This window comes from Pseudomonas sp. ZS1P83 (genome assembly GCF_054897825.1).
This window is the reverse complement of the sequence record NZ_CM142706.1, coordinates 862,878-887,930: the sequence shown is the minus strand read 5'-3', so window position 1 is coordinate 887,930 and position 25,053 is coordinate 862,878. Positions and strand designations below refer to the sequence as shown.

18 protein-coding genes and 1 pseudogene are annotated in these 25,053 nt (G+C 60.8%); 12 read left to right on the top strand and 7 right to left on the bottom strand.

The genetic code is table 11. The features are described from left to right. Nucleotides 1-20 precede the first annotated feature (20 nt). Nucleotides 21-107 (top strand): annotated as a pseudogene (locus ACYZT0_RS04295) (DUF6124 family protein); the annotation flags it as partial. Between the two features lie 273 nt (nucleotides 108-380). On the opposite strand, the gene ACYZT0_RS04290 reads toward ACYZT0_RS04295, so the two are convergent. Next, nucleotides 381-7,034, bottom strand: coding sequence for a retention module-containing protein (locus ACYZT0_RS04290; protein ID WP_462044770.1), 6,654 nt, complete (start codon nucleotides 7,032-7,034; stop codon nucleotides 381-383). A gap of 590 nt (nucleotides 7,035-7,624) precedes the next feature. Between ACYZT0_RS04290 and ACYZT0_RS04285 the strand changes: the two genes are divergently transcribed. From ACYZT0_RS04285 to ACYZT0_RS04275, 3 genes are read left to right on the top strand one after another with little or no spacing between them, the layout of a single operon-like run. After that, nucleotides 7,625-8,983, top strand: a complete 1,359-nt coding sequence (locus tag ACYZT0_RS04285; RefSeq protein WP_462044769.1) for a TolC family outer membrane protein — start codon at nucleotides 7,625-7,627, stop codon at nucleotides 8,981-8,983. A gap of 18 nt (nucleotides 8,984-9,001) precedes the next feature. Continuing rightward, the gene (locus ACYZT0_RS04280) at nucleotides 9,002-11,161 is read left to right on the top strand and encodes a type I secretion system permease/ATPase (RefSeq protein ID WP_462044768.1); all 2,160 of its coding nucleotides are present in this window, start codon (nucleotides 9,002-9,004) and stop codon (nucleotides 11,159-11,161) included. A gap of 9 nt (nucleotides 11,162-11,170) precedes the next feature. After that, nucleotides 11,171-12,538: an HlyD family type I secretion periplasmic adaptor subunit gene (locus ACYZT0_RS04275; protein WP_462044767.1), complete on the top strand. Its 1,368-nt coding sequence runs from the start codon at nucleotides 11,171-11,173 to the stop codon at nucleotides 12,536-12,538. A 114-nt stretch (nucleotides 12,539-12,652) separates the two neighbouring features. Here the strand turns inward: ACYZT0_RS04275 and ACYZT0_RS04270 are convergent, their stop codons facing one another. Together ACYZT0_RS04270 and ACYZT0_RS04265 are read right to left on the bottom strand one after the other, a co-directional pair. Next, complete coding sequence (locus ACYZT0_RS04270) at nucleotides 12,653-13,246, bottom strand: tRNA-uridine aminocarboxypropyltransferase (RefSeq protein ID WP_462044766.1); 594 nt, start codon at nucleotides 13,244-13,246, stop codon at nucleotides 12,653-12,655. 14 nt (nucleotides 13,247-13,260) lie between these two features. Continuing rightward, complete coding sequence (locus tag ACYZT0_RS04265) at nucleotides 13,261-14,157, bottom strand: LysR family transcriptional regulator (protein WP_201119066.1); 897 nt, start codon at nucleotides 14,155-14,157, stop codon at nucleotides 13,261-13,263. 275 nt (nucleotides 14,158-14,432) lie between these two features. Here ACYZT0_RS04265 and speB point away from each other — a divergent pair, with 275 nt between their 5' ends. The 6 genes from speB (at nucleotide 14,433) to ACYZT0_RS04235 (ending at nucleotide 20,005) form a co-directional block, all read left to right on the top strand. Continuing rightward, complete coding sequence (gene speB / locus ACYZT0_RS04260) at nucleotides 14,433-15,383, top strand: agmatinase (protein ID WP_462044765.1); 951 nt, start codon at nucleotides 14,433-14,435, stop codon at nucleotides 15,381-15,383. Nucleotides 15,384-15,392: 9 nt separating this feature from the next. Then, nucleotides 15,393-15,815 carry a YybH family protein gene (locus ACYZT0_RS04255; RefSeq protein ID WP_462044764.1) on the top strand — a complete coding sequence of 141 codons (423 nt, stop codon included), beginning with the start codon at nucleotides 15,393-15,395 and terminating at the stop codon, nucleotides 15,813-15,815. A gap of 54 nt (nucleotides 15,816-15,869) precedes the next feature. Continuing rightward, nucleotides 15,870-17,372, top strand: coding sequence for a purine-cytosine permease family protein (locus tag ACYZT0_RS04250; protein ID WP_462044763.1), 1,503 nt, complete (start codon nucleotides 15,870-15,872; stop codon nucleotides 17,370-17,372). A gap of 136 nt (nucleotides 17,373-17,508) precedes the next feature. Then, nucleotides 17,509-18,888: a sodium:solute symporter family protein gene (locus tag ACYZT0_RS04245; protein ID WP_462044762.1), complete on the top strand. Its 1,380-nt coding sequence runs from the start codon at nucleotides 17,509-17,511 to the stop codon at nucleotides 18,886-18,888. Between the two features lie 84 nt (nucleotides 18,889-18,972). After that, nucleotides 18,973-19,698, top strand: a complete 726-nt coding sequence (locus ACYZT0_RS04240; RefSeq protein WP_462044761.1) for an MBL fold metallo-hydrolase — start codon at nucleotides 18,973-18,975, stop codon at nucleotides 19,696-19,698. A 55-nt stretch (nucleotides 19,699-19,753) separates the two neighbouring features. Further along, nucleotides 19,754-20,005 (top strand): acyl carrier protein, encoded by a 252-nt coding sequence (locus ACYZT0_RS04235; RefSeq protein WP_462044760.1) that lies wholly within the window; start codon nucleotides 19,754-19,756, stop codon nucleotides 20,003-20,005. Nucleotides 20,006-20,201: 196 nt separating this feature from the next. On the opposite strand, the gene ACYZT0_RS04230 is transcribed toward ACYZT0_RS04235, so the two are convergent. After that, nucleotides 20,202-20,330 (bottom strand): PA1414 family protein, encoded by a 129-nt coding sequence (locus ACYZT0_RS04230; RefSeq protein WP_007914492.1) that lies wholly within the window; start codon nucleotides 20,328-20,330, stop codon nucleotides 20,202-20,204. Nucleotides 20,331-20,469: 139 nt separating this feature from the next. Further along, a complete protein-coding gene (ptrR, locus tag ACYZT0_RS04225) occupies nucleotides 20,470-21,363 on the bottom strand; it encodes a putrescine utilization regulator PtrR (protein WP_462044759.1) in 894 nt (297 codons plus the stop codon). A 103-nt stretch (nucleotides 21,364-21,466) separates the two neighbouring features. Between ptrR and ACYZT0_RS04220 the strand changes: the two genes are divergently transcribed. Next, a complete protein-coding gene (locus ACYZT0_RS04220; RefSeq protein ID WP_462044758.1) occupies nucleotides 21,467-22,648 on the top strand; it encodes an MFS transporter in 1,182 nt (393 codons plus the stop codon). Here the strand turns inward: ACYZT0_RS04220 and ACYZT0_RS04215 are convergent. Then, nucleotides 22,593-23,525 (bottom strand): DMT family transporter, encoded by a 933-nt coding sequence (locus ACYZT0_RS04215; protein WP_462044757.1) that lies wholly within the window; start codon nucleotides 23,523-23,525, stop codon nucleotides 22,593-22,595. The two genes, ACYZT0_RS04220 and ACYZT0_RS04215, sit on opposite strands and share 56 nt — an antisense overlap. Nucleotides 23,526-23,583: 58 nt before the next feature. Next, on the bottom strand, nucleotides 23,584-24,420 hold the full coding sequence (locus ACYZT0_RS04210; protein WP_462044756.1) for a CvfB family protein: 837 nt from the start codon (nucleotides 24,418-24,420) through the stop codon (nucleotides 23,584-23,586). A gap of 351 nt (nucleotides 24,421-24,771) precedes the next feature. On the opposite strand from ACYZT0_RS04210, the gene ACYZT0_RS04205 reads away from it, so the two are divergent. After that, the gene (locus ACYZT0_RS04205) at nucleotides 24,772-24,960 is read left to right on the top strand and encodes a hypothetical protein (RefSeq protein WP_017337097.1); all 189 of its coding nucleotides are present in this window, start codon (nucleotides 24,772-24,774) and stop codon (nucleotides 24,958-24,960) included. Nucleotides 24,961-25,053: the final 93 nt, after the last annotated feature.

Here is a 25,053-nt window from a genome sequence, read left to right as displayed (position 1 = left end):
CATGGAAGTAGGAAAGTGGAAATACGGCATTAGCGATTCAGCAAATCATTATGCTGGCTGAGCTGGCAGTGAATCGGGCACTGGATAATATTGATGTGCGGGAGTAGGTGGGTTAGGACGTCTGGGTTTCGTCATCTGGAACCTTCCCCTCACCCTAACCCTCTCCCCATGGCGCGAGGGAACTGACCGAGTCGTTGGTCGAGTTACATCGACCTGAAAAATCGCATCGAACTCAGGTTCTTGAGTGTGTTTCATAACTTGAGCCTCGCATGGTCACTCCCCCTCCCTCTGTGAGAGGGTTAGGGTGACGGATGTATAAACAAAAAACCCGCCGTTCCCTTTCCACAGGAATGGCGGGTTTTGTCGTTTCAGCCCTCAGCTCACACGGTATCTACCTTCAACGAATGGTCATTGAGCATCCCGTTGATGATGGTCGCCGTATCGTGGCCACCGGCAATCACCCCACCCGCCCCCGGCGTTACGCCGTAATGGCTGGCCAGGTTCACACCCGCCAGGTCGATGGTCTGGTTCGGCGCCGCACCGGCCATGGCGCTGACGTCAATGCTGGTGACCAGTGACGCCCCGCTGCCGCTGACTTTGAAGTGCAGGTAGTCATCCAGCGACGCCGTGGTGCCGTTTTCCCCTTGCAGCAGTTGCGACAGGTCGAGTTTGTCGGTGCCCGGCGTGAAGTCGGTGACCACGTCGTGGCCGCTGTTGCCTTTGAGCCACTGGAAGGTGTCGGCGCCGCTGCCGCCGGTGAGGGTGTTGTTGCCCAGACCGCCAATCAGGAAGTCATCGCCGCCCCCGCCGTTGAGCATGTCGTTACCCAGGCCGCCGTTGATGATGTTGTTGTGGTTGTCGCCAGTGAGAGAGTCGTTGAAGTTCGAGCCAGTCAGGTTTTCGATTGCCGCCAAGGTGTCGGTCCCGGCGCCCACTGTGTTCTGCGGGGTAAGCAGGCTCAGATCGACGGTGACGCCGGCGGTGGCGTGGGCATAGTTCGCCGTGTCGACGCCGGTACCGCCGTCGAGCAGGTCGTTACCCGCGCCGCTGAACAGCAAGTCATTGCCGGCGCCGCCGTGCAACTCGTTATTGCCGGAACCTGCGGTGAGCACGTCGTTGCCGTCGCCGGCATTGATCACGTTGTTACCGGTGCCCGCCACCAGTACATCATCGCCCGCCGTCCCAGTGAGGGTATGGCCGTCCTGATAGGTGATGGTCACGGCGGCGCTATCGCTGCCGCCATGGCTGTCGTTGGCGGTGTAGGTGCCGTGGTAGTCCGGGGTGACATCGTGGGCCCCGGCGTAGTTGACGGTCATGGTCAGCTGGTAGTTTTCCGCCCCCTTCCCGCTGTTGCCCGGACCATCGTTGTCGATGTTGGTGACGTGGATCTGGTACGTGCCGTCCGACGCTGCGGTGATGGTCTGGCCGTCGGCGATGGCAATGAAAGCGCCACCGTTGACGGAGTACTCCATCACGATGTGCCCCCCCGCCAGGTTGTGATCCAGGTTAAGGGTTTCACCCTGTTTCAAGTTGACGGTGATGCGGTCCTCATCGTTGTCATTGTTAGTGGTGACGGCGCCCAGATAACCGCTGACCACCAGCAGCGCAGTCATGGTCGCAGCGTTGCCGGCAAAGGCGCTCCGCACATTCGCCAAGGCCTGGTTCGCCACGTTGTTGCTGCTGATGCCGCTGAAGTTGATCGCCCCGGTGCCGGTGAAGTCCGCACCTTTTGAGATCCAACCGGTGTTGACGGTGGTCGGCGAAGCGGTCAGAGGATCGCCATTGGGATCGGTGTCATTGGCCAGCAACAACTCGCCCGGCACCACGACATTGCCCGACAGCACGTTGGTGATGACGTGGTCATCGACCGCCACCGGTGGCGCATTCGAAATGACCGTCAACGTAGAGCTGGCCAGGTCGCCGTCGGTGTCGCTGACCGCTCTGATGCAGCTGTTGTTCACGTCGATGGTGATGGTGGTGGTGCTTTCATCACCGTCGGCATCGCGCAAGGTGTAGGTGAACATGTCGCTCGCACCGGGGCCATTCACGGCGTTCGGGTTGCTGTGGTAGACCGCGTTGCCCGCCGCATCCAGCGTCAGGTAGCCGTAGGTGCCATTGATCTGGCTGTTCAGGCCGCCGATGGCCGAGGTCGAGGTGTCTGAACCGGCGCGCACGCCGACCACCCCACCCCCTGCGGCGAGACCATCGGCGCCGCCGACGTCGTTCCACAGCACGTTGCCACTGACGATGCCGCCCTCCGCCACCGAGGTCGCGTCGCGGGTGGCGGTCGGCACGTCATCGACGATGTTGACCACGATGGTGCTGGTGGTGGAATGGCCCAAGGCGTCAGTGGCTTTGTAGGTGAAACTTTCGCTGAGGGTGTTCCAGCCATCGTCGGCGTGCGGCGTGGTGCTTGGCGCCGACGTCAGCGTGTAGGTGTAGGTGCCGTTGGAATTGAGCAGGATTTGGCCGTAGGTTCCCGTGGCGCTGCCGACCAGCGTGTAAGTGATTGCGCCGGTGGCACCCGTGACGGAGCCGACCAGAGTGCCACTGGCGGTTTCGACCGTGCTGCCTGGCTGGCTGCCGGTGACGGTCCCGGCCGCCAGATCCTGGCCGTCCTTGTTCAGGTCGAGGGCTTTTTCGTACACGGTCGCGTCGTGGTCGCTGACCGCTTTGATGCAACTGTTGATCACGTCGATGGTGATGGTGGTAGTGCTTTCGTCACCGTCGGCATCGCGCAAGGTGTAGGTGAACGTGTCGCTCGCACCGGGGCCGTTCACGGCGTTGGGGTTGCTGTGGTAGACCGCGTTGCCCGCCGCATCCAGCGTCAGGTAGCCGTAGGTGCCATTGATCTGGCTGTTCAGGCCGCCGATGGCCGAAGTCGAGGTGTCTGAACCGGCGCGCACGCCGACCACCCCACCCCCTGCCGCAGGGCCATCGGCACCGCCGACGTCGTTCCACAGCACGTTGCCGCTGATGATACCGCCCTCCGCTACCGAGGCCGTGTCGGCATGGGCGGTCGGCAGGTCATCGACGATGTTGACCACGATCGTGCTGGTGGTGCTGTTGCCCAGGGCATCGGTGGCTTTGTAAGTGAAGCTTTCGCTGAGGGTGTTCGGCCCGTCGTTCGCGTGCGGCGTGGTGCTGGCCGGCGAGGTCAGGGTGTAGGTGTAGGTGCCGTTGGGGTTGAGCAGGATTTGCCCGTAGTTGCCCGTGGCGCTGCCGACCAGCGTGTAGGTGATCGCACCGGTGGCACCGGTGACGGCGCCGACCAGGGTGCCGCTGGCGGTTTCGCCGGTATTCCCCGGTTGGCTGCCGGTAACGGTCCCGGCCGCCAGATCCTGGCCGTCCTTGTTCAGGTCGAGGGCTTTTTCGTACACGGTCGCGTCGTGGTCGCTGACCGCTTTGATGCAACTGTTGATCACGTCGATGGTGATGGTGGTAGTGCTTTCGTCACCGTCGGCATCGCGCAAGGTGTAGGTGAACGTGTCGCTCGCACCGGGGCCATTCACGGCGTTGGGGTTGCTGTGGTAGACCGCGTTGCCCGCCGCATCCAGCGTCAGGTAGCCGTAGGTGCCATTGATCTGGCTGTTCAGGCCGCCGATGGCCGAAGTCGAGGTGTCTGAACCGGCGCGCACGCCGACCACCCCACCCCCTGCCGCAGGGCCATCGGCGCCGCCGACGTCGTTCCACAGCACGTTGCCGCTGATGATACCGCCCTCCGCTACCGAGGCCGTGTCGGCATGGGCGGTCGGCAGGTCATCGACGATGTTGACCACGATCGTGCTGGTGGTGCTGTTGCCCAGGGCATCGGTGGCTTTGTAAGTGAAGCTTTCGCTGAGGGTGTTCGGCCCGTCGTTCGTGTGCGGCGTGGTGCTGGCCGGCGAGGTCAGGGTGTAGGTGTAGGTGCCATTGGGGTTGAGCAGGATTTGCCCGTAGTTGCCCGTGGCGCTGCCGACCAGCGTGTAGGTGATCGCACCAGTGGCACCGGTGACGGAGCCGACCAGGGTGCCGCTGGCGGTTTCGCCGGTATTCCCCGGTTGGCTGCCGGTGACGGTCCCGGCCGACAGATCCTGGCCGTCCTTGTTCAGGTCGAGGGCTTTTTCGTACACGGTCGCGTCGTGGTCGCTGACCGCTTTGATGAAACTGTTGATCACGTCGATGGTGATGGTGGTAGTGCTTTCGTCACCGTCGGCATCGCGCAAGGTGTAGGTGAACGTGTCGCTCGCACCGGGGCCATTCACGGCGTTGGGGTTGCTGTGGTAGACCGCGTTGCCCGCCGCATCCAGCGTCAGGTAGCCGTAGGTGCCATTGATCTGGCTGTTCAGGCCGCCGATGGCCGAAGTCGAGGTGTCTGAACCGGCGCGCACGCCGACCACCCCACCCCCTGCCGCAGGGCCATCGGCACCGCCGACGTCGTTCCACAGCACGTTGCCGCTGATGATGCCGCCCTCCGCTACCGAGGCCGTGTCGGCATGGGCGGTCGGCAGGTCATCGACGATGTTGACCACGATCGTGCTGGTGGTGCTGTTGCCCAGGGCATCGGTGGCTTTGTAAGTGAAGCTTTCGCTGAGGGTGTTCGGCCCGTCGTTCGCGTGCGGCGTGGTGCTGGCCGGCGAGGTCAGGGTGTAGGTGTAGGTGCCATTGGGGTTGAGCAGGATTTGCCCGTAGTTGCCCGTGGCGCTGCCGACCAGCGTGTAGGTGATCGCACCAGTGGCACCGGTGACGGAGCCGACCAGGGTGCCGCTGGCGGTTTCGCCGGTATTCCCCGGTTGGCTGCCGGTGACGGTCCCGGCCGACAGATCCTGGCCGTCCTTGTTCAGGTCGAGGGCTTTTTCGTACACGGTCGCGTCGTGGTCGCTGACCGCTTTGATGAAACTGTTGATCACGTCGATGGTGATGGTGGTAGTGCTTTCGTCACCGTCGGCATCGCGCAAGGTGTAGGTGAACGTGTCGCTCGCACCGGGGCCATTCACGGCGTTGGGGTTGCTGTGGTAGACCGCGTTGCCCGCCGCATCCAGCGTCAGGTAGCCGTAGGTGCCATTGATCTGGCTGTTCAGGCCGCCGATGGCCGAAGTCGAGGTGTCTGAACCGGCGCGCACGCCGACCACCCCACCCCCTGCCGCAGGGCCATCGGCACCGCCGACGTCGTTCCACAGCACGTTGCCGCTGATGATGCCGCCCTCCGCTACCGAGGCCGTGTCGGCATGGGCGGTCGGCAGGTCATCGACGATGTTGACCACGATCGTGCTGGTGGTGCTGTTGCCCAGGGCATCGGTGGCTTTGTAAGTGAAGCTTTCGCTGAGGGTGTTCGGCCCGTCGTTCGCGTGCGGCGTGGTGCTGGCCGGCGAGGTCAGGGTGTAGGTGTAGGTGCCGTTGGGGTTGAGCAGGATTTGCCCGTAGTTGCCCGTGGCGCTGCCGACCAGCGTGTAGGTGATCGCACCGGTGGCACCGGTGACGGCGCCGACCAGGGTGCCGCTGGCGGTTTCGCCGGTATTCCCCGGTTGGCTGCCGGTAACGGTCCCGGCCGCCAGATCCTGGCCGTCCTTGTTCAGGTCGAGGGCTTTTTCATACACGGTCACGTCGTGGTCGCTGACCGCTTTGATGTAGCTGTTGTTCACGTCGATGGTGATGGTGGTAGTGCTTTCGTCACCGTCGGCATCGCGCAAGGTGTAGGTGAACGTGTCGCTCGCACCGGGGCCGTTCACGGCGTTGGGGTTGCTGTGGTATTCAGCGTTGCCGTTGGCGTCCAGCGTCAGGTAGCCGTAGGTGCCATTGATCTGGCTGTTCAGGCCGCCGATGGCCGAAGTCGAGGTGTCTGAACCGGCGCGCACGCCGACCACCCCACCCCCTGCCGCAGGGCCATCGGCACCGCCGACGTCGTTCCACAGCACGTTGCCGCTGATGATACCGCCCTCCGCTACCGAGGCCGTGTCGGCATGGGCGGTCGGCAGGTCATCGACGATGTTGACGTTGATTTGCCCGGTCGCCGTACTGCCATCTGTATCGGTGGCGACGACGTCGAAATTCTCGGTAATGCTGTTGGCGCCGTCACCGGTTGGATGGGTTTCATTGTCGTTGAGGGTGTAGCTGTAACTCACAACCCCCGTGGCCGGGTTGTAGCCGGTGACGGTCAGGGTGTTGCCCAACGGGGTGGTGATCGACTGCGGGAAGCCTGCGGCAACGCCACCGCTGATGACATTGATCCCACCAATGCTCAGGCTGCTCAGCCCATCGGGAGCAGACACGCTGAACGTACCGGTCTTGGTCAGCGCCCCAGGGTTGGGGGCTGAACCGTCGGCCAGGTTGGCCTCATTGAGGGTCAGTTCGCCCCCCGCCACCGATAGGCCGGTGAGGGTGACGGGATTGTTCGGCACGTCAGGAACAACCGGTGCCACAGGAAGATCGCCTGTGCCTCCTGCACCTCCTGCACCGCCTGCACCGCCTGCACCGCCTGCACCGCCTGCACCTCCTGCACCGCCTGCACCGCCTGCACCGCCTGCACCGTTATCGCCGTTGTCCGGGTCACCGGCCAGACGTTCGAGGGGAAATTCGGGAATGCCGTTGAAGCCGGCGGTAGGAAAACCAATGGTCGGATCGACCCGCCCCCCCACCTCTTCGAGCATGACGAAACTGTGGCCGCCGCCCAGTGCATCACCGGGTGCGCCGGTCGAGCCAGGTCCGGCCGCCGTGGCTTCAGCGGTCTGGGTCGGGTCGTCACCGGCAGCGATCGCTTTTTGCAGTTGTTCGACATCGGTCAATTGCGCCTCAGTCGGCGTCACCGCTTCAGCGGTGTCTACAGGGGGCGCCTGATGCGCGAGTAACTGAGGCGTCATCTCCAGACTGCTATCACGCCCGAGGGTCAGTTCCTGGCCATTTTGCAGATGCACCGCCACCGCGCCTTCGGCCCCGGTGACTAGCTGATCACCGGCGAACAATCGATCCCCCTCGACCAGCGCGCGTCGGGTGCCATCGCTCGCGACCGCGAACACCTGACCAATAACCTTACTGACGATACCAATGAGCGTAGCCATGTGCACTTCCTCCGCTGCCAACCGCTGTCGGCACCCTGTTTTTGCGAAGTACGTGCTCATGGCTCAAACGGGTTGCCTGGCGGATCGTCTGCAGGCAGTGGTTACTTGAAGTAAGCCGCTGCCCTGGCGCCGTTCTCGCCAAGCCTGCCGCTCGCGGGCGACGTGTCTGCTGCGGGATAAAACCCTATGCAATCAATGGCATCGGGATCCACTTGCGCAACAACTTGCCCTCCGAGCGATGCGTAACGATCTTGATCCATCAGAGTGACAAAAAACCGTCACCTACAGATCGTTCGCTTCCCTCCCCTCCAGCACTTCCCCGCCCTATGTCGATATGTGGATTGAAACTTTCCTCAAACCCTGCAGAGCTCCCTAACGCTCCTAAATCAAGGGCTTTCGCAGTGAACAATGTGCTGGATTTAGCAGGGCGCATAAGTTTTTTTTGGCATAAGTCTTATGAGAAATACTTCTTAGGTTCTCTCTAAAATGTTCTTAGCTCTGTTGTTACAAGAGTGAAACGGTTTTCACTACAAATGTCGTCAAATATTTGGCGAATGATAAGCACCATTAGGATTCAGGGAGAGGCACCCATGCGCGTATTAACCCCCCTATGCAGCGCAATTCTGCTGGCGATGGCCTGCACTTCTCAGGCCCAAGCCATGTCATTGACGGAGGCGATCCAGAGCACCATCGCGACCCACCCGGAGCTGGCGTCGCGTGTGGACAGCCGCCTCTCGGCCGATGAGCAAGTTAAAGTCGCCAAAGGGGGCTTTTATCCATCGGTTGATCTGAATGCCGCCTACGGGCGCGGGTACAGCGATAACACCAGCACCCGGGCATTTGGCAATCACCACACCGAAATCCTGACCTATACCCAATCGGAATTGCGCCTGCGGCAGATGCTTTTCGATGGTTTCAACACTGCCAACGAAGTTCAGCGCACCAAAGGCGTGGTCAATTCCCGGGCCTATTACGCTCAGGGCACCGCTCAGGATCTGGCCCTGCGCACCATCGAGGTCTACCTCGAAGTGCTCAAGCGCCGCGAACTGGTGACCCTGGCCACGAACAACCTGCAAGCTCACCTGCGGGTCAACGATCAGATTGGTCTGCGCACCCAGCGTGGTATTGGCAGCAACGCCGACGCCGACCAGTCCGTCGCACGCCGGGCACTGGCGCAAAACAACCTCGATACCGCTGAAGTCGATCTGGCGGATGCCGAGTCGAACTTCCACGCCGTCGTGGGGCGCATGCCTGATGAACTCGAAGCACCGCCCTCGACCCGAGGCGAGCTGCCCGCCACCCTGCAGGAAGCCCAGCAAAGCATGGTGGAAAACAACCCGTACCTGAAATCTGCCCAGGCCGATGTGCAATCGGCCGAGAGCCAGTACGAAGTGGCCAAGTCGCCGTTCTACCCTCGTTTCGACGCCGAAGCCGCCGTGGGTGCAAACAACAACGTGCAGGGCGATAAAGGCCACGACAACGAATGGCGAGTCGGTGTGGTGATGAACTACAACCTGTTCCGCGGTGGCAGTGACAAGGCTCGCCTGGCCTCCGATGCGCATCAGATCAACCAGGCGATGGACATCCGCAACAATGCCCTGCGCCAACTCAACGAGAACATTCACCTGGCCTGGAACGCCATGGTCAATGCCAAGAAACAAACCCCGACCGCCCGCGAATACGCGGATACCAGCCGACGCGTACGCGTGGCGTATCAGGACCAGTTCGGCCTCGGCCAACGCACCCTGCTCGATTTGCTGGACAGTGAAAACGAGCTCTACAACGCCAACCGCCGCTACACAGAAGTGCGCTACACCGAGGAGTACTCGATGTACCGCGTGCTGGCGAACATGGGTCAGTTGCTGAGCAAACAACGGGTGGTGTTGCCCGCCGATGCGATTGCGTCCACGGAAGTAAAAAACGAAGCCCGTTTGCCTGAACTGAAGTAGACCTGTGGAGAGATCAATGTGACCAGCATGGAATCCGGCAACATCGGTGTCGATCCGCGCCTGAGCTTCGATGACCCGCTTCTGGACGGTCTGTTGATCCTCTGCAAACTCCACGGCGCGACGGTCAGCCGAGCCAGCCTGAGTGCCGGGCTTCCCCTGAACAAGCAACGCATGAGCCTGGACCTGCTGCCTCGCGCAGCGGCTCGGGCCAGTTTGCAGGCGCGATTGTTGCGTCGTGAACTCGCGGACATTTGCGCCCTCAACCTGCCTGTGATGCTGATCCTCAACAACGGCCGTACCGCCATTCTGCGACGCTTCGGCGATGACGGTCAGTTGCTGATTCTGCCCAGCGAAGCCGACGGCGGTGAACAATGGGTCAGCACGGACGAGCTGGCCGAGAATTACAGCGGCCAGGCCTTGTTCGCCCGGCCACGGCATGAACTTGAAGACTTGCGCTCACCGCTGGTGCCGCGGGTTGAGGCGTGGTTTCGCGACACCTTGAAGCTGTCGAAGTGGTTGTACAGCGACGCGATTCTGGCGAGTTTTTTGATCAACCTGCTGGGGTTGATGGTGCCGCTGTTCGTGATGCAGACCTACGACCGGGTGGTGCCGAACCAGGCCACGTCGACCTTGTGGGTGCTGTCCATCGGCTTGCTGATCGGCACCGGTTTCGAACTTGCGCTGCGGGTGGTTCGCGCGCACTTGCTGGACTCCGCCGGGAAGAAAACCGATGTGATCCTTTCCGCGACGTTATTTGAGCGCATCACCGGCATGGCGATGAAAGCCCGGCCGGCGACCATCGGTGGTTTTGCCCAAAGCATTCACGACTTCCAGGGCCTGCGGGAATTCCTCACCGCGGTGACGCTGACCAGCCTGATCGACCTGCCCTTTGCCGTGCTGATGCTGGTGGTGATCGGCCTGCTAGGCGGCTGGCTGGTGGTGATTCCGCTGCTGGCATTTCCGATCACGATCCTCTTCGCGATGGTGATTCAGGTGCGCCTGCGCGACACCGTGCAAAAAAGTCTGACCCTGGGTGCCGAGCGCCAGGCGCTGCTGATTGAAACCCTCGGTGGCCTGGAAACCCTCAAGGCCTGCAGCGCCGAAAGCGAACGCCAGCACAGATGGGAAAGCACCCACGGCGCCCTCACCCGTCTCGACAGCCATGCACGCAACCTCTCGGCGCTGGCCACCAACGGCACGCTTTTCATTCAGCAATTCTCCGGCATGGCGACCATCATCGCCGGGGTCTACAGCATCATCGCCGGCAACCTCAGCGTCGGCGCGCTGGTGGCGACCTACATGCTCGGCAGCCGGGTGCTCGCGCCGCTGGGGCAGATTGCCGGTTTGATCACTCGCTATCAGCAAGCGCAACTGACGATGAAAAGCACCGACGCGCTGATGTCCTTGCCGCAGGAACGAGACGCCAAACAACGGCCGCTGGAGCGCACACAACTGCAAGGTGCACTGGACGTCAGCAGCGTGACGTTTCACTACAACGGCCAGAACGCTCCCGCCCTGGCCAACATCAGCTTCAGCGTGAAACCCGGCGAGCGGATCGGCATCATCGGCCGCAGCGGCTCGGGGAAAAGTACGTTGGCGCGGCTGGTGATGGGGTTCTACGCACCGGAAGAGGGCCAGTTGCTGCTCGATGGCCTGGACTTACGGCAGCTGGACGTCGCCGACCTGCGCCAGCAAATCGGTTACGTCGCCCATGACCTGCCGCTGTTGGCCGGCAGCCTGCGCGACAACCTGACCCTCGGTGCCCGCTACATCAGCGACTCACGGATGCTCGAAGTCGCCGAGCTGACCGGCGTCACCGAACTGGCTCGTCAGCATCCGCAAGGCTTCGACCGGCCAGTGGGTGAACGCGGACAACTACTGTCCGGCGGGCAACGTCAGGCGGTCTTGCTGGCTCGCGCGTTATTGCTGGATCCGCCGATCATGTTGCTCGACGAACCCACCAGCGCCATGGACAACAGCAGCGAAGACGTTCTGCGGCAAAAACTCCACGGCTGGGTGCAGGGCAAAACCCTGCTGCTGGTGACCCACCGCACCTCGATGCTCAGCCTGGTGGATCGGCTGGTGGTGCTGGACAACGGGCGGATCGTCGCCGACGGTCCGAAAGAAGTGGTCATCGATGCACTGCGCAAGGGCCGTGTCGGCTCTGCGGCTGTCTAGGAGACACCCATGGCCCGTTCATCATCCGACACGTCACAAGACCGGGGCTACTTCGGCAGTTTCAGAAAAAGCGCCGAAAGCGAATTCATGCCGGAAACCGCCGGTGCCTCGTTGCAGGATTCCCCGCGCTGGTCGCGGATCACCGTGTGGCTGGCGGCAGCGCTGATTATTACGGCTGTGGTCTGGGCCAAGTTTGCGGTGCTGCAGGAGGTGACCATGGGCGAAGGCAAGGCGATTCCGTCGAGCAAAGTCCAAGTGATCCAGAACCTGGAAGGCGGCATCGTCACTGAGATCTTCGTTCGCGAAGGGCAAATGGTGAACAAGGGCGACACGTTGCTGCGCCTGGATGACACCCGGTTTCTGTCGAACAAGGGCGAGAGCGAAGCGGATCGTTATGCGTTGACCGCGCAGGTTGAACGGCTGTCGGCCGAGGCTGAAGGCCGGCCGTTCAAGCTGTCCCCCGAAGTGATCGCCAAGGCGCCGCAAGTGGCCGAGGACGAACGCTCGCTGCACGAACAACGGCAGCGTCGATTGGCGAGCGAACAGCGCACGCTGAGTGAGCAACTTCGGCAGAAAACCCAGGAACTGGCGGAGTTCCGCTCCAAACAGGGCCAATTCAGTTCAAGCCTGGCGTTGCTGCAACAAGAGATGAACATGTCCGCGCCGCTGGTGGGCAGTGGGGCGGTTTCGCCAGTGGAAATTTTGCGACTCAAACGCAGCGCGGTGGAGATTCGCGGCTCATTGAACGCGACGACGCTGGCGATTCCCCGTGCGGAATCGGCGATCAATGAGATCAAAAGCAAGATTGATGAGTCGGAACAATCCTTCCGTTCCGATGCCGCGAAAGAGCTGAATGAAAAACGCACCGACCTGTCGAAAATTACGGCATCGAGCATTGCTATCGATGACCGAGTGACCCGCACCACCGTGGTGTCGCCGGTTCACGGGATTATCAAAGTGCTGAAGGTCAATACCATCGGCGGCGTGGTTCAGCCGGGCAGCGACATGGTGGAAATCGTGCCGCTGGAAGACAACTTGCTGATCGAAGCCAAGGTCCGGCCACAGGACGTCGCGTTCCTGCATCCAGGTCAAAAAGCCATGGTCAAGTTCAGTGCTTACGACTACACGATTTATGGCGGACTGAGCGCCAAGCTTGAGCTGATCGGGGCGGACACTATTACCGATGACAAGGGCAACAGCTTCTATCTGATTCAGGTACGGACGGATAAAAACCATTTGGGCGGGGATGTGAAGCCGTTGCTGATTATTCCGGGGATGGTGGCGACGGTGGATATCATTACCGGGGAGAAGAGTGTGTTGGATTACCTGCTCAAACCGGTGCTGAAAGCCCGGACCGAGGCGATGCGCGAACGTTAGCCTCTGATCGTTCCCACGCTCCGCGTGGGAATGCATCCTGTGACGCTCTGCGTCACGCTTGTGAAGGGACGCGGAGCGTCCCGGGCGGCATTCCCACGCAGAGCGTGGGAACGATCATTGTCCATGATTCTTCTGGTAGGTCTCCTCCCCCATCGCCGCAATCTGTCCCTCGATCAAGGCTTCGAACGGCCGTAGCAATGGCTCGAAAGTGGTCGGTGCTTCAAGTGTTTGCAACGCCTGAACAATCGCTTCCACCGTCGACAACGCACCCGGCCCCGGTGCCTTGCGCAATCGATACCTCGACACCCCGCCCTCCGCCAACGTCACCCTCGGCAACGCCGCCAACAACGGATTGAGGTGCAGCAGCTTGCGCGCCTTGCGCCAGGTGCCGTCCGGAACGACCAGCAATAACGGTTGATCATTGGCGGCGTAAGTCTGCAACGGCTGCGCATCATCGGCAGGAAACAGCAGTCGCGCCTGATAGCCCGGCCGGTTCAACAAAGCCGGCAAATCCTCGAACACTTCGCCCACAATCAATTCGGCATTCCTCAACCCCAACGCCGCCAACCGCGCGGTGTTCAGCGCATGGTTCACTTCACTGGGATGCTGCAACAGCAACACCCGAGTGCGGCTGTCGAGGCTCGGGATCAGTGGGCACAGGCAATGGGTTTGCGGACGCAGGCAGCGTGGACATTGGATTCTGGACATCACTTGTTTTTCCTTTAAGCGGCCTGATTCAGTTGCGCTTTAAGCAGGTCGCGGAAGGTCTGGATCAGCGGCTCGCGGCTGCGGCCACGGCGCACGATCATCGAGAACGGCGCCTGATAGCCGAAGGTCGCCGGCAGCAGCACCCGCAAATCACCCTTGTCCGCCCACGCCTGGGCGTAGTGCTCCGGCAGGTAGCCAATGTAGGCACCGGACAGCACCAGAATCAGCTGGGCTTCCATACTTTCCACGGTCGCGGCGCTGTGCTTGAAGCCGTGACGGGCCAGTTCGGCCTGACTCCAGTAACCGCGGCCGACCATACGCTGCTGGGTAATGACCTGCTCGGGAATGCGCCGCTCGGTGAACAGCGGATGACGACTGCTGCAATACAACCAGTGTTGTTCGCGGTAGAGCGGCATGTACACCAGACCGCTCATGCGCGTGGAGAACGCACCGATGGCCAGGTCGAGACGGTTGTCTTGCACGCCGAGTTGCAGTTCGTAAGGGCTCATGACCGACAGGTGCAAATGCACGGCCGGGTGTTCCTGACTGTAGGCGCCGATGGCTTCGGCGAAGGGCAAGGCCTTGTCACTGACGGTGGAGTCGATCACCCCCAGATTCAGGGTGCCGCGCAGTTCGCCTTTGAGGGCGGCGGCGTATTGCTCGAAGCCTTCGAGTTCACCGAGCAGGCGCAGGGTTTCCTGGTGGAACAGCTCGCCCTTGCTGGTCAGGCTGAAACCACCACGGCCTCGATGGCAGAGGACCAGGCCGAGGGCGGCTTCGAGCTGGCTCATGTAGGTGCTGATGGCCGAGGTCGAGAGGTTGAGCTCTTGCTGCGCGCTGGCAAACCCCTGATGGCGAACCACGCTGACGAAGATGCGCAACAGTTTCAGGTCGGGTAACGCGTTGGCCATGGGGCCTCCATCGATCGTTCCCACGCTCTGCGTGGGAATGCAGCCTGTGACGCTCTGCGTCACATGCACAAAAGAGCGGGACGCGGAGCGTCCGTGGATGCATTCCCACGCAGAGCGTGGGAACGATCATACGGAGAAGTCTATCGCTGCCGTCGCCATTAGTTTAGAAAAATCTGAACTAAGTATTTGCCCGTAGCGATTCTTCCCGCCCACTACATTTCGCAGAATCGGCCCCTAATACAGCTCTTAATATAAAAAAGATGAGGCCTGAACCCGTGGACAAGATTCTTCACCAACCACTGGGCGGCAACGAAATGCCGCGCTTCGGCGGCATCGCCACCATGATGCGACTTCCCCACTTGCCAACCGCTGCCGGTCTGGATGCTGCCTTCGTTGGCGTCCCTCTGGACATCGGCACGTCTCTGCGCCCTGGCACCCGTTTCGGACCTCGCGAAATCCGCGCTGAATCGGTCATGATCCGCCCGTACAACATGGCCACCGGCGCGGCACCGTTCGACTCGCTGTCGGTCGCTGACATCGGTGACGTGGCGATCAACACGTTCAACCTGCTGGACGCCGTACGGATCATCGAAGAGTCCTACGACGCCATCCTCGAACACAACGTGATCCCCCTGACCCTGGGCGGCGACCACACCATCACCCTGCCCATCCTGCGTGCGATTCATAAGAAGCACGGCAAGGTCGGTCTGGTGCACATCGATGCTCACGCCGATGTGAACGATCACATGTTCGGCGAGAAAATCGCCCACGGCACCACCTTCCGTCGCGCAGCCGAAGAAGGCCTGATCGACTGCGATCGCGTGGTGCAAATCGGTCTGCGCGCTCAGGGTTACACCTCCGAAGACTTCAACTGGAGCCGTAAACAGGGCTTCCGTGTGGTTCAGGCTGAAGAGTGCTGGCACAAATCCCTGGCACCACTGATGGCCGAAGTTCGCGAGAAAGTCGGCGGCGGCCCGGTGTACCTGAGTTTCGACATCGACGGCATTGATCCAGCGTGGGCGCCAGGCACCGGCACCCCGGAAATCGGTGGTCTGACGACCATTCAGGCGATTGAGATCATTCGCGGCTGCCAAGGCCTCGACCTGATCGGTTGCGATCTGGTAGAAGTCTCGCCCGCTTACGACACCACCGGCAACACCTCGCTGCTGGCCGCCAACTTGCTGTACGAAATGCTCTGCGTACTGCCTGGCGTGACCCACCGCTGAGGATCGGTCATGAACGAACGTGATCAGGTATTGAAAGCTGCCGCCGATCTGGTGTCAGCCTTTGCCGGTAACGATCGCGAAGCTTACTTCGGCGCGTTCAGCGCCGACGCCAGCTTCGTGTTCTACACCCTCGAGCAGCCCCTGCTGTCGCGCGATGCCTATCAGGCGTTGTGGGACACCTGGCGCTCGAAGGATGGCTTCGAGGTGCTTTCTTGCACCTCGAGCAACGCCTTCGTCAGCCTGCAGGGTGACGTGGCGATTTTCATCCATGACGTCGCCACCGAGCTGCGCATGCAAGGGGAGCAACACTTCAGCCAGGAGCGCGAGACGATTGTTTTCAAGAAACAAGCGTCTGGCCAAGAACAACAAGGCCTATGGCAGGCCTGCCACGAACATTTGTCCGCGATGCCGGAAGGGCTGCCACCCCCTTAGCCAAACAGGTGACGCTCACACACGATGAGCGCGCCTTTATGATCGGAGCTGATCATGAATAACAACAACAAAGACCAAAGCCTTACGCACATTGAAACCTACGGGGTCGAACAGATCCCGGACAGCGAACGCACCGCAGGCCCCACGGACTTGTTCCGGATGATCTTCGGTGGTTCCAACACCTTTGCCACCGCCGTGCTCGGCAGTTTCCCGGTACTGTTCGGCCTGTCTTTTCAGGCGGGCGTCTGGGCGATTGTGCTCGGTGTGCTGCTGGGCTCGCTGATCCTCGCGCCAATGGGCCTGTTCGGCCCGATCAATGGCACTAACAACGCCGTGTCTTCCGGTGCGCACTTTGGCGTTCACGGGCGAATTGTCGGTTCGTTTCTGTCGCTGTTGACCGCCATCGCCTTCTTCTCGCTCTCGGTGTGGAGTTCGGGTGATGCGTTGATCGGTGGCGCTAAACGCCTGATCGGTCTTCCAGAAACCGACCTGACCCTGGGCCTGGCCTACGGCCTGTTCGCGATTCTGGTGCTGACGGTTTGCATCTACGGTTTTCGCTTCCTGTTGTGGGTCAACAAGATCGCGGTGTGGAGTGCCAGCCTGTTGTTCCTGCTGGGCATCTTCGCCTTCGCCGGCCCTTTCGATGTGAACTACGCCGGCACCGTCAGCATGGGTCAACCGGGTTTCTGGGCGGCCTTCATCGGCGCTGCGCTGGTGGCGATGAGCAACCCGATTTCCTTCGGGGCGTTCCTCGGTGACTGGTCGCGCTACATCCCGCGTGACACCTCCAAGCGCCGGATCATGGCCGCCGTGGTGATCTCGCAGATCGCCACCTTCATCCCGTTCCTGTTCGGCCTGAGCACCGCAACCATCGTGGCGATCAAGGCACCGGACTACATCGCAGCCAACAACTACGTGGGTGGTCTGCTGGCTGTCTCGCCGAGCTGGTTCTTCCTGCCGGTGTGCCTGATCGCAGTGATCGGCGGCATGTCCACCGGCACCACCTCGCTCTATGGCACCGGGCTGGACATGTCCAGCGTGTTCCCTCGTGTGCTGTCGCGGGTCAAGGCAACGCTGCTGATCGGCGTGATGTCGATTGCCTTCATCTTCATCGGGCGCTTTGCCGCGAACCTGGTGCAGAGCGTGTCGACCTTCGCCGTGCTGATCATCACCTGCACCACCCCGTGGATGGTGATCATGATCATCGGTCTGCTGGTGCGTCGCGGCTTCTACTGCCCGGATGACCTGCAAGTGTTCACCCGCGGCGAGAAAGGTGGTCGTTACTGGTTCACGCATGGCTGGAACTGGCGTGGCCTGGGTGCCTGGATCCCGAGTGCAGCGGTCGGTTTGTGCTTCGTGAACCTGCCGGGGCAGTTTGTGGGGCCGTTGGGCAATCTGGCTGGCGGTATCGACATCAGCCTGCCGGTCACCCTGGGCCTGGCCTCGCTGGTGTACCTGGCGCTACTGACCCTGTTCCCGGAATCGGCAGCGGTGTTCGGACCAAACGATCCACGCAGCAAGGGCACCGATTCGCTCGCTAAACCGGCGATGGTGTAGGAGCGAGACTTGCCCGCGAAGAACGATCACGCGGTCGGCCTGATGGACCGCGGCGCCTCCTTCGCGGGCAAGCCTTGCGCCTACAAAGTTTGCTTTTCAGCCTCACCATAAAAAAGACAATCGGAGACACGCCATCATGGCATTGGATTTATTCGTCGTTCTCATTTACGCCGCCGCGATGCTGGTACTCGGCTACTTCGGCATGCGCAAGGCCAAGACCAACGAAGACTACTTGGTCGCCGGGCGTAACCTCGGCCCTACCCTGTACATGGGCACCATGGCCGCTACCGTTCTGGGTGGTGCGTCCACTGTCGGCACCGTGCGTCTGGGCTACGTCCATGGCATCTCCGGTTTCTGGCTCTGCGCGGCCCTCGGTTGCGGGATCGTGGCGCTGAACCTGTTCCTCGCCAAACCGCTGCTGAAACTCAAGATCTACACCGTTACCCAGGTGCTGGAAAAACGCTACAACCCGATGGCCCGCTCCGCGAGCGCGGTGATCATGCTGGCGTATGCGCTGATGATCGGCGTGGTCTCGATCCTGGCCATTGGCACCGTGCTGCAAGTGCTGTTCGGCCTGCCGTTCTGGCTGTCGGTATTGCTCGGCGGTGGCGTGGTGGTGATCTACTCCGCGATCGGCGGCATGTGGTCCCTGACCCTGACCGACATCGTCCAGTTCGTGATCAAAACCGTGGGCTTGATGTTCATCCTGTTGCCAATCTGTCTGTACCGCGTCGGCGGCTGGGATGAGTTGGTGCTGAAACTGCCGGCGAGCGCCTTCAGCTTCACAGCGATTGGCTGGGACACCATCATCACCTACTTCATGATCTACTTCTTCGGGATCCTGATCGGCCAAGACATCTGGCAGCGTGTGTTCACCGTCAAGAGCGCCAAAGTGGCTCAGGTCGCCGGTACATTCGCAGGCTTCTACTGCATCCTTTACGGACTGGCCTGCGCCCTGATCGGCATGGCCGCTCACGTGCTGATCCCGGACTTGGACAACGTCAACAACGCCTTCGCCGCCATCGTCAAACTGTCCCTGCCGGACGGTATTCGTGGTCTGGTGATCGCTGCTGCCCTGGCCGCCATGATGTCCACCGCCAGCGCCGGCTTGCTCGCCGCGTCCACCACCCTGACCGAAGACCTGCTGCCGAAACTGCGCGGAGGTAAACAGTCGAGCCTGGGCATCAACCGCCTATTCACCCTGTTGACTGGCATCGTGGTACTTGGGATCGCACTGGTAGTCAACGATGTGATCAGCGCGCTGACCCTGGCGTACAACCTGTTAGTGGGTGGCATGCTGATCCCGCTGATCGGTGCAATTTTCTGGAAACGCGCCACCACCGCCGGCGCCATCGCCAGCATGGGCATGGGCTTCGCCACTGCTCTGGTGTTCATGTTCAAGGACGGTCTGGATGCCAACACCCCGATCTACTACAGCCTCGGCGTGGGTCTGGTGAGTTTCGTCGTGGTCAGCTTGCTGTCCCGTCGTCCTGCCACGGTGGCCAGCGCCGCCTAAGCTGAACATAACGACTTGATGCTTTCTTCGACGGGTGTGGCGTCGGTTGCCACACCCGTTTTTTTCGTCTGAAGGAAACTGCTTATGAAGATCGTCAGCCGCGATCAGTGGTTCGAGGTCAAACAGCTCAGCGACGGCATCCGCCTGATTCACGAGCCTTACATCCGCCCCTTCTATCGCTGCAACCTCTGGCACATCCAAGGCCGCGACAAGGACTTGTTGCTCGACAGCGGTTCCGGGCTGGTCAGCCTGCGCGAGCAACTGCCGTGGATCACCGAGCGGCCGCTGGTAGCCGTGGCGAGTCATTGCCATTTCGACCACATCGCCGGCCATCACGAATTCCCCGAACGCCTGGTACATCCGGCCGAAGCACAAATCCTCGCGTCGCCGGACGGCGAGAACACACTGAGCAAGGCTTTTGTCGGTGACGAGATGTTCGAGGCTCACCCTGACTGCCCGTTGTGCTATGCCGAGTACCGGGTCAAAGCGGCCCCAGCCACCCGGTTGATCGAAGAAGGCGACGTGCTGGATCTGGGCAACCGCACGCTACAAGTGCTGCACACGCCGGGGCATTCACCGGGCGGCATCAGCCTGTACGAAGCGGCGACCGAGACCCTGTTCAGCGGCGACATCATCTACGACGGGCCGCTGATCGAAGACGCCTACCACTCCAACCTCGACGACTACGCCCGCAGCCTGCAGCGTTTGCGCGAGTTGCCTATCCGCACGGTGCATGGCGGGCATTTCGGGAGTTTTTCCGGGGAGCATTTGCGCACGATGATTGACGAGTGGCAGCGCTTGCACGCCTGAAGCCTGCTGTACTCAGACCCAGGGACAACAACAATAACGCCCTCGAAGAATGACCATGAAAAGAGCTGCCGTCCGTGCCGTCGTGCATCGCTTCATCAGCCGCCTGCTGGAGGGTCAGGATGACTTCGACGACAACGCCAGCCTGGCGCAATTGGGATTGGATAAAGAAGATATCGAAGAGCTGATCTTCCATCTGGAAGATGAACTGGGTTTGACGGCGTTTACGGCGGAGGAAGATCAGATGCTCAAGACCGCCAGGACGGCGAATGACTTGAGTCGGTTTTTGATCGAAATCGGGCGGCGTTGAGACGGGTTGTCAAAAACACCCCCCTTTGGCGAGTACACACACAGTTCCTGTGGCGAGGGAGCTTGCTCCCGCTCGAAACCTGCCTGAGCGTTCTAACTGACACACCTTGGCGGCAATGGGGCCGCTTCGCGGCCCAGCGGGAGCGAGCTCCCTCGCCACAGGTGATTTGCCAGGTTCGAGCCTGTGAGCCAAAGGCTTACCGGCGGCGCTGCTGGCGTCGGCGTTGTTCGTCGTCAGTGCGAATGGGCACAGGTTGCAGAGGCGGTTCGATCAAACCGAGTGCGACACCCAAGTCGTGCAGCCAGTTTTGGATTTTCTCTTTCATGGTGCCCCCTTCAGGGTAGTGCCGAGTGGCCAAAATTCTGTAGCCACTTCGCACTGATAATAGTCCGAAGTCCTACGCATTGCTCGCCCAAAGTCGCAATGATCTGTTACTGAATTGATCAAAATACCTGACCGATAGTTCAAGCAATCGCCTGAGCCTGGCTCGGCGCCGACGGATAGACCAATTGTTGCTGCTCAAGCCACGCGTTCAAATTCGCTCCAACCATGCCTTTGCGCCACATCAGCCACGTGGTGGCACTGGCAAATGGCTCGGCCAATGGATGCACCGCCACGCTTTCGCGGCCCGGTAGGCTGGCGAGCATCGACTCCGACATCAGCGCCACGCCTGAGCCGGCAATCACGCAGGCGAGCATCCCTGGATAAGACTCGATTTCCATCGCCCGGCCCATGGCCGCATGGTAATGGGCGAACCAGGCTTCCAGGCGCATCCGGTAGGAACACCCCTGCCGAAAAGTGAACACCGACCGCCCTTCCACTTCCAGCGCGCTGAGGATCGGTGGGTGATCAGCCTCGCTGATCAGCACCAGCCGTTCGTCGCACAACGGCACGCCGTCCAGACCGGCCAGCTCCAGCGGACCGTCTATCAGCGCCGCATCGAGACGCCCGGTGAGCAGACCTTCCAGCAATTCACCACTGGGCCCGGACTGCACTTGCAGGTTCACCGCCGGGTAAGTGCGGTGATAACGCGCCAACAGCCCCGGCAGATGAATCGCCGCCGTGCTGTACATGGTGCCCAGCACGAAGTCACCGGCCGGTTGCCCGCCCTGCACCGCCGCGTGAGCTTCGTCGTGCAAGGCAAACAGCTTGGCGGTGTAGTCCAGCAGGACTTTTCCTGCAGGCGACAACTGCAAACGCTGACGCTCGCGCAGGAAAAGTTCGACACCGAGTTGCTCTTCCAGCTGTTTCAGACGGGTCGACAGGTTCGACGGCACCCGGTGCAGGCGTTCGGCAGCGCGGGTGATGGAACCCTCCTGCGCTACCGCCTGGAAAATCCGCAGTTGGCTGAATTCCACACCTTTCTCCAAACCAGAACAAGTTACTCACTATTATTCATTTTAAAAGAAAGTCAATCAGTCCTAGCCTGACGGTCATTGATCCTCTGTTGGAATTCAGACCATGTCCCCTCTGATTCGCTTACTCGCCAGTTTCATCGCCCTGATGATGGCCATGGGCATCGGGCGTTTCGCCCTGACGCCGCAATTGCCGCACCTGCTCAGCGAAGGTCAGATCGACCTGACCGCCGCCGGTCTGATTGCGGCGGCCAATTACCTCGGCTACTTCGTCGGTGCGGTGGACGCGATGTTCTCTCGCCGCCCCGAACAAGTCCGCCGGCGCCTGCTGGGTGGCTTGTGGCTCTGCGTGCTGCTGACCCTGGCATCATTCTGGGCCAACGGGTTTTGGTCGCATCTGGTGCTGCGTTTCGGCACCGGCGTGGCCAGTGCCTGGGTGTTGGTGATGATCACCGCGCTGAGCCAGCCACTGGCCGCGGCGGCCGGTCGTCCACGGCTTGGCGCGCTGGTGTTTGCCGGACCGGGTCTGGGGATTTTTCTGACAGGGTTGTTGGCCTTGGTATCGAATCTGCTCGGGCAAACCTCCGCTACCTTGTGGCTGATATATGCCGGCGTCGCACTGGTGATGCTGTTGGGAATTCTGCCGTTCCTGCCGCAACCGACCGCCACGGTGGCAGCAGCACCGACCGTTACTACGCCAGGTAACCAAGGTATCGGCCGTTTAGGTGTGATCTACGCCTTGTACGGTTTGGGCTACATCATCCCGGCCACTTTCCTCTCGCAAATGGCCAACGCGCAGTTTCACGGTCAATGGATGGCTGATCTGTTCTGGCCGTGCTTCGGCCTGGCGGCCGCTACCGGCGTGGTGCTGGTGAGTTTGCGTCGACATAACCCGAACGCTACTCGTCATTGGCTGATGGCGACTTTGTGGCTGCAAGCCGCCGGGGTGTTCGCCTGCCAGTTGGGCAGCGGTCCTGGCCTGGCATTGGGCGTGATCCTCTGCGGTACGCCGTTCCTGGCCTGCATGCAACTGGTGATGCAACGCTCCCGGGAACTGGCGCCCCACGCTACCCAGCGCAACGCCGGGCTGCTGACGGCGTGCTTTGCCGTGGGCCAGCTCAGCGGGCCGTTGCTGGCGGCGTTGAGCAGCCATTTCAGTGGTGGTCTTCAGCCAGCGCTGGTGTTCGCTGGCTGTGGTTTGCTGGTGGCTGGCGGTTTACTGCTAAGCCCGGTCAATGCTGCCCGAGGGCTTTGCGCAAGCGACGGCGCACCCACTGCTCAGCGCTGACAAACGTGATCCCCAGCAGCACCAGCACCGCACCGATGACGAAGTTGAAGCTCAGCTCTTCACCCAGCAGCACCACACCGAACGTGACGCCGAACAGCGGCGTCATGAACGAAAACACGGCCAGGTTTGCCGCCAGGTAACGACGCAACAGCCAGAACCAGGTCAGGTAACTGAAAAACGACACCACCAATCCCTGAAACAACACACTGGCCACCGCCACGGTGGTCAGGCTGACATGGGTGACCTGGCCGCTGAGGATCGCGATCAGCAACAGGCCAACGAAACCGACAATCAATTGATAGAACAGCGTCAGGGTCACCGGCGCTTCCGATAGGCGCGAAGCGCGCACCACCACGGTGGTCGCGCCCCAGGAGGCGCCGGCCAGTACGCCCAGCGCATCGCCCATCAACATACGATGATCGAGGTTGTCCCAGGAAACCCCACCGGCAAACGCGATGGCGATCCCGACGAAGGCGAGGAAAATTCCCAGCCACTGGACCGGCCTTAAACGCTCACTCGGCAGCAGCCAATGAACGCCCAATGCGGTAAAGATCGGCGCGGTGTAAAGGAACACCGACATGTGCGCGGCCGTGGTCAGTTGCAGGCCTTCGGAAATGAAGAAGAACTCCAGGCCAAAAAGCGCGCCCGCCAGTAGTCCACCGCGCCAAGTGTTGCCCACTTGATCCCAGCCGCCCTTCCAGCAGATCAACAATCCTACGAGCAACGCGGAAATACCCGAACGTCCCGCGGCCTGCATGACCGGCGCGATGTCTGGCGCCGCCCATTTGATCATCACCTGCTGAATACCCCAGATCAGGCACAACCCAATCATGACTTGCAGGGCAAACCCATCGGCGCTGCGCCGGGTGGCGCTCACCGGAACACCTGGACAACACAAAACATGGCAATACTCACAACAGGGGGCCGGCGCTCAGTCAGCTCAGCTCAATGCGATCGGCATGAATGACGATCTGGCCGTTCTTGTACAACGCACCGATGGCCTTTTTGAAGTTGCCCTTGCTCACGCCAAACAGACTGCTGATCACCGTCGGATCGCTCTTGTCGCTGACCGGCAGGCTGCCATTGTTTTCGCGCAACTTGGCGAGAATCTTCGAGTTCAGGCTGGTGGCGGCTTCTTCGCCTACCGGTTGCAGGCTCAGGCTGATCTTGCCGTCGGCACGGACTTCTTTGATAAAGCCCTTCTCTTCTTTACCGGCGCGCATGAACTTGAAGATCTCGTTCTTGTGGATCAGGCCCCAGTGCTTGTTGTTGATGATCGCCTTGAAGCCCATATCGGTAGCTTCGGCAACCAGCAAATCAACTTCCTGGCCAGGGATGTAGTTACCCGAGGTCTTGTCGAGGTAGCGGTCCAGACGGGCCGTCGCGGTGATGCGGCGGGTGTGCTTGTCGAGGTAGACGTGCACCACGACATACTCGCCGGCGGTCATCTGGCGCTTTTCTTCGGAGTACGGCAGCAACAGATCCTTCGACAAGCCCCAATCCAGGAAAACACCGATGCTGTTGACTTCAACAACTTTTAAACTGGCGAACTCACCGACCTGAACTTTCGGCTTTTCGGTAGTTGCGATGAGTTTGTCATCGCTGTCCAGATAAATAAAAACGTTGAGCCAGTCTTCATCTTCGCTGGGAATATCTTTGGGAATATAACGATTAGGCAGGAGGATTTCGCCCTCCGCACCACCGTCCAGATATAAACCGAAGTTAGTGTGTTTAACCACTTGCAAACTGTTGTAGCGCCCGACTAAAGCCATTTCCAATACCCTCATTGCGTGGGCGGCATTCTACCCGGTTTTGCGGGCCGCGTTCGCTGGCCAGCCCGGTGGCGGAAGAAAATCCTCTGAAGGGCTTAATTTTCCTGGGTTTTACCGCACGCGCCTGGCCGCTCGTCAGGCCGTTCTGGCGACTTGCGCACCTGTCAGCCAAGCAAAAAACTGTGTTTTTTCACGATCGTTCTTAGTTAAAACAGCAGCTTAGGGGGTTATCCAGAATAATAACTGGCGATAAATGCTTCATCTGCCTTGCGTATTTCGGGGGGATATTTACCAAGCAATTGTCAAGTATTTCCTGTACGATGCCTGGCCAAGTTAATTTTCTATAGGTTAATGGCCGCCATGCGTGTAAAAGCATCCAACAGCAAAGCAAAGCCAGCTCCAGCCGTTGAAACCAGCGAATCGATCAACAACCAGATTGCTGCGTTCCTCAAGTCCGGCGGCGAGATCCAGCAAATTGCCAAAGGCGTCAGCGGCCAGACGTTCGGCCCGTCCAAGCAGATCACCCTGGGCAAGAAGTAACTTCCCCAAGATCCGCCGCATCACCTGGTCCCTAAGCGCTTTGAGCTTCGAAGCGCTTGGACTGGAACCCTCCTCACAAAACCCCGCCAAACA